This is a genomic window from Isoptericola sp. Y581 (genome assembly GCF_059445475.1).
The window spans coordinates 39,416-56,611 of record NZ_JCAIUK010000002.1 but is presented as its reverse complement, the minus strand read 5'-3'; the positions used below and the strand labels follow the sequence as shown (position 1 = coordinate 56,611).

Here is a 17,196-nt window from a genome sequence, read left to right as displayed (position 1 = left end):
CCATGAGCAGGCGACGATGACGACCGACGTGCCGCCCGCAGCCCGCGGCGCTCAGGTGCCCCGCCCGATCACCCGGCAGGTGCCGGTGCAGGTGCTGCCCACGCGGGAGCAGCCCTTGCCGCCGCCGCTGGACAAGCCGGGCCTGTCGGACGACCCGGAGTGGTACCAGAAGGCCGTCTTCTACGAGGTCATCGTGCGCGCCTTCTCGGACACGGGCGGGGCGGGCATGGGCGACCTGCGCGGCGTCACCGAGCGGCTCGACTACCTGCAGTGGCTGGGCGTGGACTGCCTGTGGCTGCCGCCGTTCTACCCGTCGCCGCTGCGCGACGGCGGGTACGACATCGCGGACTACACGTCGATCGCGAGCCAGTACGGCACGATCGCCGACTTCCAGGAGCTCATCGAGGCGGCGCACGCCCGCGGCATCCGCGTGGTGGTGGACCTGGTGATGAACCACACGAGCGACCAGCACCCGTGGTTCCAGTCGTCCCGCAACGACCCGGAGGGCCCGTACGGGGACTTCTATGTCTGGTCGCACGACGACACCCGTTACCCGGACGCGCGGATCATCTTCGTGGACACCGAGACGTCCAACTGGACGTTCGACCCGGTGCGGCGGCAGTACTTCTGGCACCGGTTCTTCAGCCACCAGCCGGACCTGAACTTCGAGAACCCGCGCGTGGTGGACGCGATGCTCGACGTCGCGCGGTTCTGGCTGCGGATCGGCGTGGACGGGTTCCGGCTCGACGCCGTGCCGTACCTGTTCGAGGCCGAGGGCACTAACTGCGAGAACCTGCCGGAGACGCACGCCTTCCTGCGCCGGGTGCGGCGGATGCTCGACGACGAGTTCCCGGGTCGGATCATGCTCGCCGAGGCGAACCAATGGCCGCAGGAGGTGGTGGACTACTTCGGCACGCCGGACGCGCCCGAGTGCCACATGTGCTTCCACTTCCCCGTGATGCCGCGCGTCTACTACGCGATGCGCGACCAGCGCGCCCGCCAGCTGCTCGACATCCTGGCCGACACCCCGGACATCCCGTCGCCGGGCGGCCAGTGGTCCACCTTCCTGCGCAACCACGACGAGCTCACCCTCGAGATGGTCTCCACCGAGGAGCGCGCCGCGATGTACGGGTGGTTCGCCCCCGACCCGCGCATGCGCGCGAACATCGGGATCCGCCGCCGTCTGTCCCCGCTGCTCGACAACTCCCGCAAGGAGGTGGAGCTGGCGCACGCGCTGCTGCTGAGCCTCCCCGGCAGCCCTTGCCTGTACTACGGCGACGAGATCGGCATGGGCGACAACATCTGGCTGCCCGACCGGGACTCCGTGCGCACCCCCATGCAGTGGACGCCGGACCGCAACGCCGGCTTCTCCACGGCCGACCCGGGCAAGCTGTACCTGCCGCTGGTGCAGTCCCTGGTGCACCACTACCAGCACACCAACGTCGAGGTCCAGCTCGCCCAGCCGTCGTCGCTGCTGCACTGGGTGCACGGCATGCTCGCCGTGCGGCGGCTGCACCCGGCGTTCGGCACCGGTCAGTTCACGGCGCTCGAGGCCGACGACGAGGCCGTCATCGCGTACACCCGGACGACGCCGGGCGAGACGCTGCTGGTGGCCGCGAACCTGTCGGCCACGGCGCGGTCGGCGCACGTGTGGCTGCCGGCGCATGCGGGCTGGTCGCTCACCGACCTGTTCGGCGGCGCGCGCTTCCCCGACGTCGCCGCGGGCGGGGCCGTCACGATGACGTGGGGGTCGCGCGACTTCTACTGGCTCCTGCTCAGCCCACCGGCACCGGGAGGCGCATCGTCATGACCGCCGTGCGGCCGGCCGCGGGCGTCCCCGACCCGAGCGTCGGGGACCTGCTCGCGGCCTGGCTGCCCGGCCGCCGCTGGTTCCCGGCAGGCGGTGCGAGCGGCGCCGGCGTGCGCGTCGAGCCGTGGCTCGCGGTGACGTTCGACGAGGCCGACGATGCCGCCGTCGGGCCCGCGGCCGTCGGGAGCGCGGCCGTCGGGAGCGCGAGCAGACCGAGCGCAGGCCCGCCGGGAGCGGACGTCCTCGTGCTGCTGGTCCACCTGCGCGGCGCCGGGGTGCCGGGCGGGTCGGTGGTGGCGCAGGTGCCGCTGGTGCTCACCGACCCGGGCGAGCACGGGCCGGGGTTCATCGCCGACGTGCACACCGCCGCGGGGGACGTCGCGGTGCACGACGGCGGCGCCCACCCCGCCTGCTGGCTCGCGATGCTGCACGCGATGGGCGCGGACCGCGTGCGCGGCGGCGAGCCGGTGCCGGACGCCGCCCTGGTGGCCGGCGGGCACGTGGTGGCGGGCGAGCAGTCCAACACGAGCGTCGTGCTGCCGGGCGTGCCGTCGCCGGCCGGCACGGGCGGGATGCTCAAGATCCTGCGGACGGTCGTGCCCGGGCCCCACCCCGACGTCGTGGTGCCGCGGGCGCTCACGCGCGCCGGCTGGGACGGCGTGCCGCAGTTCCTCGGCGCGCTGCAGGTCCCGCTGGTCGAGCCCGGCCCGACCACGCCGGTCGAGCCTGTGGAGACCACACTGGCTGAGCCCGTCGAAACCCGACAGGATCGACCAGCGGCGTTGGCGGTGCTGAGCGAGCTCGTGCCGCGGGCCCGGGACGGGTTCGAGCTGGCCTGCGAGCACGCCCGCCAGGGCGAGTCGTTCGCGCATCTCGCGGCCGACCTCGGGCGCGTCGTGGCCGAGCTGCATACCGTACTGCGCCAGGCGATGCCGCCGGGCCCGCTGCTCGACCCGACGCGGTTCGTGGCCGGGCTGCGCCACCGGGCGGAGCTCGCCGTCGCGGAGGCGCCCGCCCTGATCCCGCGCGCTCCCGAGATCATGGGCCTCCTCGCCGACCTGGAGCGCCGTCTGCCCCGGGTGCCGCAGGTGCCCCTCCAGACCGTGCACGGCGACCTGCACCTGGGCCAGGCGCTGCACGGCGAGACGGGGTGGAAGTTGCTCGACTTCGAGGGCGAGCCGCAGCGCCCCGCCGCCGAGCGCGCCGCCGCCGACCTGCCGCTGCGCGACGTCGCGGGCATGATCCGCTCGTTCGCGTACGCGGCGGCCGTGGGCGGCGCACCCGACCCCACCTGGGAGGCCGAGGCGGTGCACGCCTTCCTCGCCCGCTACCGCGAGTCGGCCCGCCCGACGCTCCGGGGCCTGTCGACCGGCCCGCGCGCCGAGCTCGACCCGCACACCACGGACGTCGTGCTCGGCGCGCTGGTCCTGGACAAGGCGCTGTACGAGGTGGTCTACGAGACCCGGCAGCGGCCAGGGTGGGTGCACATCCCCCTGTCCGCCATCGACGGCGTGCTCAGCCGGCCGCGCTGACCCCCGTCCCGAGCAGGTCGTTGGCGCAGCGCACCGCGGCGGCGAAGCCGGCGGGGTCGCCGCCGCCCGGCGAGGTGATCCGGAGGGTTGCGGTCTGCCCGGCCCGCAGGGTGACCATGCCGGCGTCGACGCGGGCCGCTGGGTCCACGACGTCCGCCGGGCAGAACACGTCGCGGGCAAGCGACGTGGCCGTCACCCGCAGCTCGCAGCCGTCGGCGGTGGCCGACGCCTCGATCTGCAGGGGGCGGGGGTCGAGCCGCTGGTCCACCACCTCGGCGCCGTGCCGCAGGGCCGGGGCGACGTCGGCGTCCGGGTCGTCCGCGGTGGCCGTGAGCACCTCGCCGGCCCCGTCACCGAACGTCGCGACCTCGGCGGGCACGGCCACCGTGGCGGCCCCGCGCGCCGGCGCGTCGACCTCGAGGATCGTCTTGGCGAGCACGGTGCCGTCGAGCGCCTCGCGCGTGACGGTCCACGTCCCGGCCAGGCGCTCGCCCGTGTCGTTGACGACGACGAGCGCCACGACGTCCGGCTCCGGCTCGATGCCCGCCCAGGCCGCGGCCCGCGCCTCGGCGGACGCGCGCGGCTGGAACGTGGCGAGCCGCGGCGCGTAGGCGGAGCGCAGCGCGTACCAGAGGGGCTTGCGGTGCTCGTCGTGATCCACGGCCGCCCACGAGACGACGGGCCAGTTGTCGTTGAGCTGCCACATGATCGTGCCCGTGTTGTGCGGGGTCAGGGAGCGCACGTGCTCGATGCCGAAGCGCACGGCGTGCGCCTGGTTGAGCTGCGTGGTCCAGTGCCAGTCCTCGATCGTGGCCGGGTCCGGCAGGTGACCCTGCCAGCCGCGCTCGAGCTTTGCGTTGCCCAGGTGCGCCTTCTGGTGCACGAGCATCTGGTGGCCGAACGGGTCGAGCGGCTCGTCGTGCACGACGCGGGTCAGCGTCGACCAGGCGGGCGGCCCCTGGAAGCCGAACTCGGAGAGGAACCGCGGCTTGTAGCGGGCGTAGACGGAGTAGTCCTCGCGGTTCCACACGTCCCAGATGTGCATGGTGCCGTAGCGCTCGTCGTTCGGGTGCCGGTAGTCGCCGAACGAGTACGGGCTGGCCGGCGAGTAGGGCCGCGTGGGGTCGAGCTCGGCGACGACGCCGGGCAGCAGCTCGCGGTAGTAGAGGTCGCCCCACGGGCGGCCGCCGAGGCGCGCGGCCCAGCCCCAGTCGACCGAGCCCCAGGTGTTCTCGTTGTTGCCGTTCCACAGCACGAGCGACGCGTGCGGGCTGAGCCGCGTGACGTTCTCGCGGGCCTCGGCCTCCACCTCGGCGCGCATCGGCTCGTCCTCGCTGTACGCGGCGCAGGCGAACGGGAAGTCCTGCCAGATCAGCAGGCCGGCCTCGTCCGCGAGGTCGTAGAGGTCGTCGGACTCGTAGATGCCGCCGCCCCAGACGCGCAGCAGGTTGACGTTCGCCTCGAGCGCGTCGTCCACCCGGCGGGCGTAGCGGTCGCGGTCGATCTCGGTGAGGAACGCGTGGTCGGGGATCCAGTTGGCCCCACGCACCAGCACGGTCTCGCCGTTGACCTGCAGCGCGAACGGCGCGCCGGCCGCGTCGGGCGTCGTGTCCAGCGCGACGGTGCGGAACCCGACCCGGCCGGACCACGTGCCGGTGCCGCCAGCAACCACCTCGACCCCGTAGAGCGGCTGGTCGCCGTGGCCGACCGGCCACCAGCGCCGCACCGCGGGCACGCGGACGGTGACGGTCCCGGTGGTCTCCCCGGCCGGGACGACGCCCGCGGCCACGAGCCCCTCGCCGTCCGGACCGGCGAGGCGCACGGTCACGGGCACGTCGCCGCCGGGCGAGCCCTCGTCCGACACGACCCCGTCGCGCTCGATCTCGACGTACGCCGTCAGCACGCCCTCGGGCGCGCCGTCGGCCCCGGTCACCACGTCGACCAGCGGGCGCACCGACGCGACCCGAACCCCGGACCACGCCTCGAGCCCGACCGGCTTCCAGATGCCCGCGCCGGCGACGTCGATGCCCCAGTCCCAGCCGAACGAGCACGCCATCTTGCGCAGCTGGTTGTACTCGTGGTGGTTGGTCGACGGCAGGGAGCCGTCGCGGTCCGCGCGGGCGAGGGCCTCCGGCACGGGGGCCGCGAACGCCACGGCCAGGGTGTTCTCGCCCTCGCGCAGCGCGTCGCGCACGTCCCACCGGTACCCCCGGTGCATGTTCTGGGTGCGGCCCACCTCGACGCCGTTGAGCGTGACCGTCGCGACCGTGTCCAGGCCGTGGGCGACGAGGTCGTGGCGGGCGGCGTCTCCCGACGCCCACCCGAACGTCGTGGTGAAGCGCCACGCCGTGTCGCCGATCCACTGCTGCGCGGCCTCGTTGTCCCCGTCGAACGGGGCGTCGATCAGCCCCGCCCGGTGCAGGTCGAGGTGCGCCTCGCCCGGCACGACGGCGGGGATCCCCGCCTCGAGCGGGCCGGCCACGCCATCCGGCGGGTCGGCGGGCAGCCCGGCCGCGGTCAGGGTCCAGCCGCCGTGCAGGGCGCGGAAGGTCGGGGGGATGTACGTCATCGGTGTCCTCTGGTCGATCGGTGGGTCCGGGCATGCCGGACGCGGGTCTGTCGTTCGGGTGGGGCGGGACGGGTCGGGTCGGGAGGGACGATAGGGGTGCCGTGGAGCGGTCAGGCGGACGACGCACTCTCGGAACGTGCCCTGTCCGCCGGGACCCCGCCACCTGCCGCGGTCCCGTGAAGTGGTCGAAGTACACGCTGTTGTCGATCGCGTCGCGGTCGACGGCGTCCGACGGACCCCGCTCGACGACGCGCCCGCGGTACAGCACCACGATCTCGTGGAGAAGTGCCGGGCGGTCGCGAGGTCGTGCGGGACGTCCAGGACGGCCATGCCGCAATCGTGATCCGGGTCACGCCACCCCCTTCGACCTGGATCGTATGCCGGCCCGCCGCCCGCCCTCCGCGAGCGGCCCGGCGCGCGTCGCCACGCGACCGCCGACGTGGCGTGGAATCGTGGGGCCATGACGCCGTCTCCGCCGCCGGTCGACCCCGAGGTGCTCACCGCCGTCGCGCAGGGCACCCTGCACGACCCGCACGCGGTGCTCGGCCCGCACCTGCTCGACGTCGAGCACGCCGGGACGAGGGACGGGACGGGCGCCGCCTGGGCGGTGGTCCGGGTGCTGCGGCCGCTGGCCGACGAGGTCGTCGTACTCACCGCCACTGCCGGCGCGTCCACCGCTGGCGCGGTGCCAGGGACCTCGACCGAGTACCCCGCCCGGCATGTGGCCGCGGGCGTGTGGGAGGCGGTCGTCCCGGCCGAGGTGGACGCGGACGGCGGGTGGCACGCCCCCGACTACCGGCTCCGCACGCGCTACGACGACGACGTGCGCGTCGTCGACGACCCGTACCGCTTCCTGCCGACCCTCGGCGAGATGGACCTGCACCTGGTCTCCGAGGGCCGGCACGAGGAGCTGTGGCGCGTGCTGGGCGCCAACCCCCGGCGCTACCCGAGCGCGGCCGGCGAGGTGCGCGGCACGGCGTTCGCCGTGTGGGCGCCGAACGCGCGGGGGGTGCGGCTCGTGGGCGACCACAACCAGTGGACCGCCGTGCACCCGATGCGCTCGTTGGGCGCGAGCGGGGTGTGGGAGATCTTCGTGCCGGACGTCGGCGCGGGCACCCGGTACAAGTACGAGGTGCTGGGCGCCGACCGGGTCTGGCGGGCCAAGGCCGACCCGCTCGCGAAGGGCACCGAGGTGCCGCCCGCCACGGCGTCCGTCGTCGTCGACTCGTCCTACGACTGGCAGGACGCGGACTGGATGGCGCGGCGCGCCGCGACCGACCCGCACTCCGGCCCGGTCAGCGTGTACGAGGTGCACCTGGGGTCGTGGCGGCCGGGCCTCGGCTACCGCGAGCTCGCCGCGGAGCTCACCGCGTACGTCGTCGAGCAGGGCTTCACGCACGTGGAGCTGCTGCCCGTGGCGGAGCACCCGTTCGGCGGCTCGTGGGGCTACCAGGTGACGGGCTACTACGCCCCGACGGCGCGGTTCGGCCATCCCGACGACTTCCGGTTCCTGGTGGACCGGCTGCACCAGGAGGGCGTGGGCGTCATCCTCGACTGGGTGCCAGGGCACTTCCCCCGCGACGAGTTCGCGCTCGCGCGCTTCGACGGCTCGCCGCTGTACGAGCACCCCGACCCGCGCCGCGGCGAGCAGCCCGACTGGGGCACGTACGTCTTCGACTTCGGCCGGCGCGAGGTGCGCAACTTCCTGGTCGCCAACGCGACCTACTGGTTCGAGGAGTTCCACGCGGACGGGCTGCGGGTGGACGCGGTCGCGTCGATGCTCTACCTCGACTACTCGCGCAAGCCCGGCGAGTGGGAGCCCAACGTGCGCGGCGGCCGGGAGAACCTCGAGGCCATCGCCCTCCTGCAGGAGGCGAATGCGACCGCCTACCGCCGCACCCCGGGCGTCATGATGATCGCCGAGGAGTCCACCGCGTTCCCCGGCGTCACGCGCCCCACCGATGCGGGCGGCCTGGGCTTCGGCCTGAAGTGGAACATGGGCTGGATGAACGACGGGCTGCGGTACCTGGCCCACGACCCGGTGTACCGCCGCTACCACCACCACGAGCTGACGTTCTCGCTGGTCTACGCGTTCTCCGAGCAGTACGTGCTGCCGATCAGCCACGACGAGGTGGTGCACGGCAAGGGCTCGCTGCTGCGCCGGATGCCCGGCGACCGGTGGAAGCAGCTCGCGGGGGTCCGCGCCTTCCTCGCCTACCAGTGGACCCACCCCGGCAAACAGCTGCTGTTCATGGGCCAGGAGTTCGCGCAGGACGCCGAGTGGGACGAGGGTTCCGGCCTCGACTGGTGGCAGCTCGAGACCCCCGGCCACGCCGGGGTGCAGCGCCTGGTGCGCGACCTCAACGCCCTCTATCGGGCGACGCCGGCCCTGTGGGAGCGTGACTTCGACCCCGCCGGCTTCGAGTGGCTCGACGCAGACGACGCCGACCACGACACGCTCTCGTGGGTGCGCCGCGACCACGAGGGCCGGCCCGTCGTGGTCGTCGTGAACTTCGCCGGCGTCCCGCACGAGGACTACCGCCTCGCCCTGCCCGACGGCGGCACCTGGGACGAGGCGCTCAACACCGACGCCCAGGACTACGGCGGCTCCGGCGTCGGCAACCTCGGGAGAGTCGTGGCCCAGGACGTGCCGTGGAAAGGGCGGCAGCACTCCGTCGTGCTGCGCGTGCCGCCCCTCGGCGCGCTGCTCCTGACGCCGAGATAGAGAAGGCAGACCCGCGAGATAGAGAAGCTCGGACGAGACCCCAGCCGGCTGGGGTCTCGTCCGAGCTTCTCTATCTCGCGGGTCTGCCTTCTCTATCTCGGCGTCAGTAGAGGCTGATCGCCAGGCGCTGACGTGCCTTGCCGACGCGCGGGTCGGTGGGGCCGACGATCTCGAAGTACTCGACCAGCCGCACGCGGAGCCGCTCCTTGGCGTCCGCGTCGGCACCGGGCAACAGCTCGAGCAGGCGCGCGAACGCGTCCTCGACCTTGCCGCCGAGCATGTCCGCGTCGGCCACCGCGAGCTGCGCGTCGACGTCCGCCGGGGCATCCGCGGCGGCGGTCCGCACGGCCTGCAGGTCGGCACCGCGGGTGCGCTGCAGCAGCCGCACCTGGGCGAGCCCGGCCACGGCGAGCGCATCCTTCGGGTCCTGCTTGATCGCCTTCTCGTAGGCGGCGACCGCGGTGTCGAGGTCGTCGCGCTCGATCGCGTCGTACGCCTCCTGATGCAGGGGCGGCAGCGGCTCCTCGACGGGCTCCGTCTCCTCCTGCTCCGGCTCGGGCTCACCGTCGCCGCCCTGGGCGGGGGCCCGGCCCGTGACGCCGTTCTGCTCGGCCGCGGCCAGCAGCTGGTCGAGCACGCCCCGGACCTGCTCCTCGGGCGCCGCGCCCTGGAACAGCGGCAGCGGCTGCCCCTGCAGCACCGCCACGACCGTCGGCACGCCCTGCACCTGGAACGCGGCGGCAACCTGCGGGTACGTCTGCGCGTCGAGGCGGCCGAGCAGGAACCGGCCGGCGTACTCCTCGGCGAGCCGCCCCAGCAGCTCGGCGAGCTCGGCGTTCGCCTGGTCGGTGGGGATCCACAGGAGCATGACGACCGGGTAGGTGGTCGAGTCCTGCACCACCTGTTGGAAGTTCGCATCCGTGACGTCCAGCACGTATCCGTCTGCCGACGGCGCCCCGCCAGGCTCCCCCGGCGGCGGTGCCTGCGGACGGTTCAGCGCCGACAGGTCGACGGCGCCGCGCGTGCTGAAGCTCGGGTCGGGAGTCGCGTTGGTCATGTCGACATCCTAGGAGCGCGGGAGGTCAGTTGGAGGCCGCGGTCGCCACGTGCGAGTAGCCGAGCGGCCGGACCTTGGCGTCCGAGTCCTTCGGCGGCACGTACAGCGCCACCATGTCGGTGTACTCGGTCCGCAGCACGTTGGTCGGGTCGTTGTCGCCGAGCAGTGCCTTCTGCGTCTCCGACAGCGCCGGCACCTTGGCGTCCGCTTCCGCCTTGACGGTGGTCTTGCCTTCGAGGACGCCCATGACGAGCGCCCCGCCGTCGGCGGTGCGAACCGCGCGCACGTCGTCCTTGCGCGCCTTGTACTTCTGCGAGTACTCGGTGCCCGACTCCTCGAAGCCGCCCACATCTCGCCAGGCCGACGCGTCGGCCGCGACGGCGGCGACCAGGTCGGCGTCGGGCAGCTCGAAGCCCTTGGCGAACGAGGACTTCTTGGCCCCGAGCGTGACCAGGTCGGCGTACTGGGCAAGCGCGTCCTGAGGCGTCGCGGCCAGGGAGTCGTCGTCCGCGGCGACGGCCTCGGAGCCGATCCCCGCGTCGGCGAAGGCCGGCATCTTGATGCCGGGGATGAGCTGCACCCACGACCACATCCGGAAGTCCGCCCGCGGCGACTCCTGCTCGAACGAGACCAGGCGCGGTGTCTCGAGGTCCTCCGTCGCGGCGGTGATCGAGAAGGTGGTGCGCGGCCACGTCTGGGTGGTCGGGATGATCATCTGCTGCGACTCGGTCGGGATCTCGGTGACGAACTCACCGTTGTCCCGCTCCTTGGCCACCTTGAGCTGGCTCGTGCGCACCTCGTACGCCGGCCCGGTGACGCGCGGCCTGAGGTCCTTGCCCTTCAGCTCTTTGTCGGCCTTCGCCACGGTCTCCGAGACCGCAGTGAACACCTCGGTCTCCTGGTCCTCGCTGAGCACGGGGCCGGCGACCGCCTCGCCCGGCGCGGGCTGCGGCAGCTCGTCGGCGCAGCCGGCGAGCAGCGCCGTCGAGACGACGACGGCGCTCGCGACGGCCATGCCGCGGCGGGTGGTACGGCGGTTCATCGGTTCTCTCCGTCAGTGGTGTCGGTCGTGCGTGCGTCGTCGGTCTGGCCGGCCCCCCCGGCATCGCCGAAGCCCCAGGTGGCACGCCACGCGGCCGCGCGGCCGGCGGGGGTTGAGGAGTTGGGACGCGCGGCCGGGGCCTCGCCCTCCGCCTCGGCCGGCTGCGGGCGGACGGCCGGGATCGAGCCGGTCATGGCGCGCAGCATGCGGGTCACCCCGCCGCCCTGCTCGGTGGCCCGGCGGGCCTCCTCCTGGGCGCGCAGCTCACGACGCGTCATCCGCATCGCGCCGGTGGTGGTCAGGGGCTCGGACGGCACCGGCTCGTGCGCGTGTGCCGGCGCGTCGGCGAAGTGCGGTGCGGCGGGCGGCGGCGCGAAGCCGGACGGGTCCGCGGCGGAACCCTGCGACGCGGCGTCCTGCGACCCGCCTGCGAGGGCCTCGCGCTCGCGGCGCCTCGAGCGGCGGAGCAACCGGTTCGCGAGGGGCACCTCGGCGGTGCCGGCCGAGCCGTGCGCCGTGCCGTCGTCCGCGGGGTCCCCCGGCTCGGCCGCGTCGGGCCGGTCTGTGGCCGGGTCGTCGGTGGCGGCGCCGCTCTCCACCGGGGCCTCGCCGGGCGCGTCGGTGTCGGCGCCGTTGTCCGCGCGGACGGGGCCGAACGGGCTCCGGGCGCCGAACGCCCGGCGCGCCGGGGCCGCGGGGCCGTCGGTGCGGTGCTCGTCGCGGCCGTCGTGGCCGTCGGTGCGGGAGGCGGCATCGGCACGCTCGGCACGGACGCGACGTCCGCCGACCACGAGCAGGACGACACCGATCACGACCAGCCCGGCGCCGACCCCGACGCCCGGCCACAGGTAGGGCGTGCTGATGGTGCGGGGCCACGTGAGCTCGAGGGTGGGCGCCTGGGCGCCTTCGCCGACGCCCGCGGCGAGCAGGCTCCAGCGGCCGGGGCGGTCGCTCCAGCGCAGCGTGACGCTGCCCTCGTCGGAGGCCTCGGCCACCCACATGTCCGACCCGGCGGGGTCCGGACCCGTGGTCGGGGCCTCGTTCGTCTCCGCCTCCTCATCGGCGGGCACCCCGGCCTGCGAGGAGAGCGTCTCCCAGTCGCTGAGGCCCGTGACGCGCGAGTAGGGGTCGTTGCCGACCCACCCGTCGACGTCGACGTCGCGGCCGACAGCCAGGGTGACGCGCTGCCCCTCGGGGACAGACGCGCTGACCGTGACGTCGCCACCGACGAGCCCGAGAACCCCGGGGTCGGTGACGACGAGCGTGCCGTCGCCCGTCGGCTTGGCCGTGGCGACCACCGTGTCGGTGTCGCGCCAAACCGTGGCGGAGGCGACACCGAGCGCGGCGGCGACAAGTCCGAGCAGGACCAGTACGCCACCCAGAATGCGTTGCAGCACCGAGCTTTCCCTTCGACGTGGACAGTTCAGCATAGGGACGCCCGGGAACTGTCCGTCCATGCGAGCGCCCTGGCGGGGGGCGGTTCACGAACCCTTCACGACTCGCGTACGGCGGCCGCGCCCCGGCTCCCGGCGGTCGTCACGACCCGTGGATCGACGCCAGAACCCCGCCGGACCCTGGACCGATCGCGACCTCGGGTATGCCCGGATCGCCCGGAAGCGTAAGAATGTCACGAGTATCGGCGTCCCGCCCGCCCCACTATCCTGGCCGAGGCCGGGGTCACCCGTCACCCGGCGAGGCCGGGGCACCCCCACCACGTCACGGAGGTCTGCACGTGTCCGACGAGCGCACGCTCTTCCCGATCACCATGCGCGGTTACGACCGCGCCCAGGTGGAGGGTCACATCGCCCGCCTCGAGCAGGCTCTGGAGGAGGTCCGCCGCAACGTCGTGAGCACCGACGAGCGCGCCATGCAGCTGTCCTCCGAGCTCGCGCTGACCCAGCGTCAGCTCCGCGAGAACGAGAAGCCGTCGTACGCGGGGCTCGGGTCCCGCGTCGAGCGCCTGCTGCGGTCCGCGGAGGAGCAGTCCACGGACGTGCTCACCCAGGCCAACCAGCAGGCAGCGGACATCATGGCGCGCGCCAAGCTCTCTGCCGGCCAGGTGCGTTCCCGGGCCGAGTCGGAGGCCTCGGAGCTGCTGGGCAGCGCCCGCCGCGAGGCGGAGGAGATCCGCTCCACCACCGCCGCCGAGGCGGAGGGCACCCTGCTCGCCGCCCAGCGCCGCGCCGAGGAGCTGGTCGGCTCCGCCGAGCGCGAGGCCGCCCTCATCACCAGCACGCTCAGCGCCGAGGAGAGCGAACGGCGCGCCACGCTCGAGCGGGAGATCGGCGTCCAGCGCTCCACCGCCGAGCGCGAGACCACCGAGCTGCGCGTCTCCGCCGAGCGGGACACCGCGCAGCAGCGCGCGCAGACGGCGGCCGACGCCGCGGCGCTGCGCGAGGAGGCCGAGCGCGAGTCGACCGACCTCCTCGAGCGCACCCGCCGCGAGGCGGCCCGCATCGTCGCCGACGCCAAGCACCACGCCGCAGAGGCCTCGGACGCCGTCACCACCGAGCTGGAGCAGCTGCGCGAGCAGGCGCGCGCCGCGCTGGCCGACGCCGAGCTCGAGATCGCGCAGCGCCGGGAGCAGGTGGAGCACGAGGCCGCCGCCCGGCACGAGACCGCGCGCGGGGAGACCGACCAGCTCGTCCGCGCGGCCGAGGAGCACGCGGCCGAGGCCGAGCGACGCGTCGCCCTGGCGCTGCAGCAGGCGGAGAAGGTGCGGGCCGAGTCCGACGCCTACGTCAAGGCGCTCGTCGCGGACGCCCGCCGCACCGCCGACGGCGTCGTCGCGGAGGCGCGGGAGTTCACCGAGCAGATGGTCACCGACGCCAGCGCCGAGGCCGAGCACCACCGCACCACGGCCCAGCGGCAGCTCGAGGACCTCACGCGCCGCCACGACTCGATCAACTCCTACCTCGAGGAGCTGCGCGGGCTGCTCGGGGCGGAGAAGGTCGCCACCGTGCCCGGGGCGCCCGTGCCGGTCGCCGAGGTGCACGCCGAGGCGGCGCAGCCGGAGTCCGAGGCCCCGGCCCCCACCGAGCCGGAGCCCGAGCCGGAGGCCGAGGCGACCGACGAGATCGACGAGGCCGAGGGCAGCGAGCCCGCGGACGACGCCGGCGAGGGCGCGGACGTCGAGGAGACCCCGGCCACCACGAAGGCCTGACGGCTCGGAGGCTGACGGCGAGGCGGCCCGCGCGGCGGACCGGTCAGTGCTGCTCGGCTGCGCTCAGTACTGCCAGGGCCAGCGCGGGCGCGTGGTGCGCTCGGCGACCCGGCGGTGCAGCAGCGCGAGGGCCGCCGCGACCGTGGCCGGGTCCTCGACGGCGCTCATGTGCCCGACCCCGGGAACCACGGTGAGCGCGCCGTCGCGGGCCGCGTGCACCATGTGCTCGGCCTCGACGAGCGGCGTCAGCTGGTCCTCGGCACCCACCACCACGGCGACCGGGCCGTCGAAGCTGCGCAGGACGTCGGTACGGTCGGGCCGAGCCGCCATCGCGCGCTGGGCCCACGCGACACCGATGGGCGACTGTGCCCGGATCCACGTCTCGAGCTGCGGGAAGAGGTTCCTGCGCTGCTGAGCGCTCGTGGTGCCCAGCAGCGTGCCCGGCATGCTGAGCACGGGGTCGAGCGTCTGCCCCTCCAGCACGGCGTCGGCGATCCGCAGCCGCTTGGCGCGGGCGGAGTCGAGGTCCGCCGTCGACTTCGTGTCGACGAGGCCGAGGCCCACGACGATCCCGGGGTGCCGCTCGGCCAGGGCCAGCGCCACGTAACCGCCCATCGACAGCCCCACGACCACCGCGTTGCCCTCGCCCTGCTCGCGCAGCGTGTGGTGCACCGCGTCGGCGACGTCCTCGAGGCGCGGCGGCATGCCGTGCAGCTCGGAGTGGCCCTGGCCCGGCAGGTCCACGCCGATGGCCCGCACGCCCTCGGGCAGCGCCCGCGCCGCCGCCGCCCACATGCGGTGGTCGAGGGGGAAGCCGTGCAGCAGCACGAGGGGCGTACCCGCGCCCTCGTGCAGCGTGTACGTCGCCAGGAGCGCGGAGGTCGTGGTCATCGTCGACTCCTCTTTCACGTCGTCTTTCACGTCGTCCCTGTGGTCGCGCCCGGGCGGCGACCGTCAGGCCGTGCTGGTCCAGTCTGTGCTCATCCGGCGGGCGCCGCCTGCGCCTGCTGCACCTCGCCGGCGTAGTGCGTCGGCAGCGGGGGGTGCCCGGGCAGCACGTGGCCGACGATCTCGTCGAGCACGCGGCGCACCGCCGGCTCCCCGACCCACAGGTGCTTGGCGCCGTCGACGCCGATGGCCTCCGCCTGCGGCACGCGCGCGAACCGGCGTCGTGCCTCGTCGGGGCGCAGGTAGTCGTCGAGCTCGGGCACGAGGACGACGAGCGGGCGCCCGAAGTCGGCCCACCGGTCCAGGTCCTCGTCGGTCGCGCGGTGCAGGGGCGGGGAGAGCAGGATCGCGCCCTCGATACCCGGGTCGGCTCCGTGCTTGAGCACCAGCTCCGTGCCGAAGGACCAGCCGACCAGCCACGGGCGGGGCAGCTCGCGGAACTCCGCGAGCTCGATCGCGGCGGCGACGTCGTAGCGCTCGGCCTCGCCGCCGTCGAACGCCCCCTCGGACGTGCCGCGGGGCGACGACGTCCCGCGCGTGTTGAACCGCAGCACCGCGAGATCGGCGAGGGCCGGCAACCGCCAGGCCGCCTTGCGGAACACGTGCGAGTCCATGTAGCCGCCGTGCGTCGGCAAGGGGTGCAGGGTCAGGAGCGTCGCGACCGGGTCGCGGTCCGCCGGCAGGGCGAGCTCGCCCACGAGCGTGAGCCCGTCTGCCGTGTGCAGCTCGACGTCCTCTCGGCGCGCGGGCAGCATCGTGAGGGAACGGATCTGGTGGCCGGTGGCATCGTCGTTCATCACCGCTCAGCGTAGTTCCGCGGGGCGATTCCGGCCGGTCAGCGCAGCCGGGCGCGGCGCTCCCAGCACGACGCGTGCCAGTGCCGGCGCTGCTCCAGCCCCGCGGGCTCTCCCCCGATCACGTCCCGCGGCCAGGCGACGACGTGCGACGTGCCGGGCGGGATCTCCTGCCGGCAGGTGGGGCACCGGTACGGCTTCTCGCCGCCCCGGACCTTGCGCACGGTCCACTCCCCGTCCTCGGCGCTGACGCGTCGTACCCCGCCGAGCGCCCGGTCCAGGTCGAGCGGCGGGGGCTCGGCACCCCAGGGGCGTTTGCGGGACGGACGGCTCGACGGCATGTGGTCCATTGTCGCCCGCGTCCGACCAGGAACGTCGTCGCGCGGACGCCCGGCACCGGCGCGCTCCCTGTGCCAAGCAGTCAGGTGGGGCCGTTACAGTGGCCCGGATCGTCCAGTCAACCGAAGGACTCCCCTGTGAAGCTCCGCACGTCCGCCGCCGCCACCGCGCTGGCGCTGGCCGCGGCCCTGACCCTGTCCGCCTGCGCCGACGACTCCGGCGACGGCGCGTCGCCGTCCGCGTCAGCGTCGTCTTCGCCGGCCACCGAGGCCCCCGAACCCACCAAGGAGGACGTCGCGGCCGTCGAGTCCGTCAAGGTCGACGGCGACGCCGGCAAGGAGCCGAAGCTCTCGTTCGAGACGCCGCTCGAGGTCTCCGTCCCGACGTCCCGCGTGATCGACGAGGGCGACGGCGCCGAGGTCACCGAGGGCATGAAGGTGACCATCGACTTCGTCGGGTACCTCGGTGCCGACGGCAGCAGCCAGGGCTCCACCTGGGAGCAGAAGGCCCCCGCGACCTTCGTGCTCGGCGACACCAGCTACGGAGTGCTCACCGAGCCGCTGACCGGCCAGAAGGTCGGCTCCCGCGTGCTCGTGGCGTTCCCGTCGCAGGACCAGCAGGGCCAGGCCGTCACCGCGGTCAACCTCGTCGAGATCACCGACGCGACCAAGATCCCGACGCGCGCCGACGGTGAGGCCGTGGAGCCCGAGGAGGGCCTTCCCGCCGTCACCCTCGACGACTCGGGCGCGCCGTCCGTGAAGATCCCCGAGGGTTACGAGGCGCCGAAGGACCTGGTGGCGCAGACCCTCATCAAGGGCGACGGGCCCAAGGTGAAGGACGGCCAGACAGTCACCGCCCAGTACACGGGCTGGACCTTTGATGGCGAGACCTTCGACTCCTCCTGGGAGCGGGGCACGCCGGCCAGCTTCCCGATCGCCGACGGTCAGGTGATCGACGGCTGGGTCAAGGGCATCGCCGGCCAGACGGTGGGCAGCCAGGTGCTGCTCGTCATCCCGGCCGCCCAGGCGTACGGCGCGGAGAAGAGCGAGGAGAACCCGCTCGCCGGTCAGCCGCTGGTCTTCGTGGTCGACATCCTCGACGCACAGTGACCCCCCGCGGCACCGCGTGACGTCCCGCACGTCACGCCGGCTGCCGCGCAGGTCAGCACCATCGCGACGGCGGGCTCCCGGTCAAGGGGGCCCGCCGTCGCGCGTAGG

Annotated in this window: 12 protein-coding genes; 5 read left to right on the top strand and 7 right to left on the bottom strand. The window is 74.1% G+C overall.

Going from position 1 to position 17,196, the window contains the following annotated elements:
* The first annotated feature begins 16 nt into the window (after positions 1-16).
* Together treS and AC1C2W_RS03250 are read left to right on the top strand one after the other, a co-directional pair.
* Positions 17-1,810, top strand: coding sequence for a maltose alpha-D-glucosyltransferase (gene treS / locus AC1C2W_RS03255; protein WP_495387811.1), 1,794 nt, complete (start codon positions 17-19; stop codon positions 1,808-1,810).
* Positions 1,807-3,342, top strand: coding sequence for an aminoglycoside phosphotransferase (locus tag AC1C2W_RS03250; RefSeq protein ID WP_495412361.1), 1,536 nt, complete (start codon positions 1,807-1,809; stop codon positions 3,340-3,342). Before treS ends, AC1C2W_RS03250 begins: the two co-directional genes overlap by 4 nt.
* On the opposite strand, the gene AC1C2W_RS03245 is transcribed toward AC1C2W_RS03250, so the two are convergent.
* Positions 3,326-5,911, bottom strand: coding sequence for a glycoside hydrolase family 2 protein (locus AC1C2W_RS03245; protein ID WP_495412360.1), 2,586 nt, complete (start codon positions 5,909-5,911; stop codon positions 3,326-3,328). The genes AC1C2W_RS03250 and AC1C2W_RS03245 overlap by 17 nt on opposite strands.
* A 460-nt stretch (positions 5,912-6,371) precedes the next feature.
* On the opposite strand from AC1C2W_RS03245, the gene glgB reads away from it, so the two are divergent.
* A complete protein-coding gene (gene glgB / locus AC1C2W_RS03240; RefSeq protein WP_495412359.1) occupies positions 6,372-8,636 on the top strand; it encodes a 1,4-alpha-glucan branching protein GlgB in 2,265 nt (754 codons plus the stop codon).
* 103 nt (positions 8,637-8,739) lie between these two features.
* Here glgB and AC1C2W_RS03235 read toward each other — a convergent pair whose 3' ends face one another.
* Genes AC1C2W_RS03235 through AC1C2W_RS03225 form a run of 3 tightly spaced genes read right to left on the bottom strand, consistent with a single transcriptional unit; the run spans position 8,740 to position 12,132 of the window.
* Positions 8,740-9,693, bottom strand: a complete 954-nt coding sequence (locus tag AC1C2W_RS03235; RefSeq protein ID WP_495387814.1) for a co-chaperone YbbN — start codon at positions 9,691-9,693, stop codon at positions 8,740-8,742.
* 25 nt (positions 9,694-9,718) lie between these two features.
* Positions 9,719-10,735, bottom strand: coding sequence for a DUF8094 domain-containing protein (locus AC1C2W_RS03230; RefSeq protein WP_495387815.1), 1,017 nt, complete (start codon positions 10,733-10,735; stop codon positions 9,719-9,721).
* On the bottom strand, positions 10,732-12,132 hold the full coding sequence (locus AC1C2W_RS03225; protein WP_495412358.1) for a hypothetical protein: 1,401 nt from the start codon (positions 12,130-12,132) through the stop codon (positions 10,732-10,734). Before AC1C2W_RS03225 ends, AC1C2W_RS03230 begins: the two co-directional genes overlap by 4 nt.
* A 335-nt stretch (positions 12,133-12,467) precedes the next feature.
* On the opposite strand from AC1C2W_RS03225, the gene AC1C2W_RS03220 reads away from it, so the two are divergent.
* Positions 12,468-13,898, top strand: coding sequence for a coiled-coil domain-containing protein (locus tag AC1C2W_RS03220; protein WP_495387817.1), 1,431 nt, complete (start codon positions 12,468-12,470; stop codon positions 13,896-13,898).
* 63 nt (positions 13,899-13,961) lie between these two features.
* Here the strand turns inward: AC1C2W_RS03220 and AC1C2W_RS03215 are convergent, their stop codons facing one another.
* The 3 genes from AC1C2W_RS03215 to AC1C2W_RS03205 form a co-directional block, all read right to left on the bottom strand.
* Positions 13,962-14,789, bottom strand: a complete 828-nt coding sequence (locus AC1C2W_RS03215) for an alpha/beta fold hydrolase (RefSeq protein ID WP_495387818.1) — start codon at positions 14,787-14,789, stop codon at positions 13,962-13,964.
* An 89-nt stretch (positions 14,790-14,878) separates the two neighbouring features.
* The gene (locus AC1C2W_RS03210) at positions 14,879-15,643 is read right to left on the bottom strand and encodes an alpha/beta hydrolase (protein WP_495412357.1); all 765 of its coding nucleotides are present in this window, start codon (positions 15,641-15,643) and stop codon (positions 14,879-14,881) included.
* Positions 15,644-15,681: 38 nt separating this feature from the next.
* Positions 15,682-15,981, bottom strand: coding sequence for an Rv1322 family protein (locus AC1C2W_RS03205; protein ID WP_495387820.1), 300 nt, complete (start codon positions 15,979-15,981; stop codon positions 15,682-15,684).
* A gap of 135 nt (positions 15,982-16,116) precedes the next feature.
* Between AC1C2W_RS03205 and AC1C2W_RS03200 the strand changes: the two genes are divergently transcribed.
* Entirely contained in the window at positions 16,117-17,088 is a 972-nt protein-coding gene (locus AC1C2W_RS03200) for an FKBP-type peptidyl-prolyl cis-trans isomerase (protein ID WP_495387821.1), read from the top strand.
* Positions 17,089-17,196: the final 108 nt, after the last annotated feature.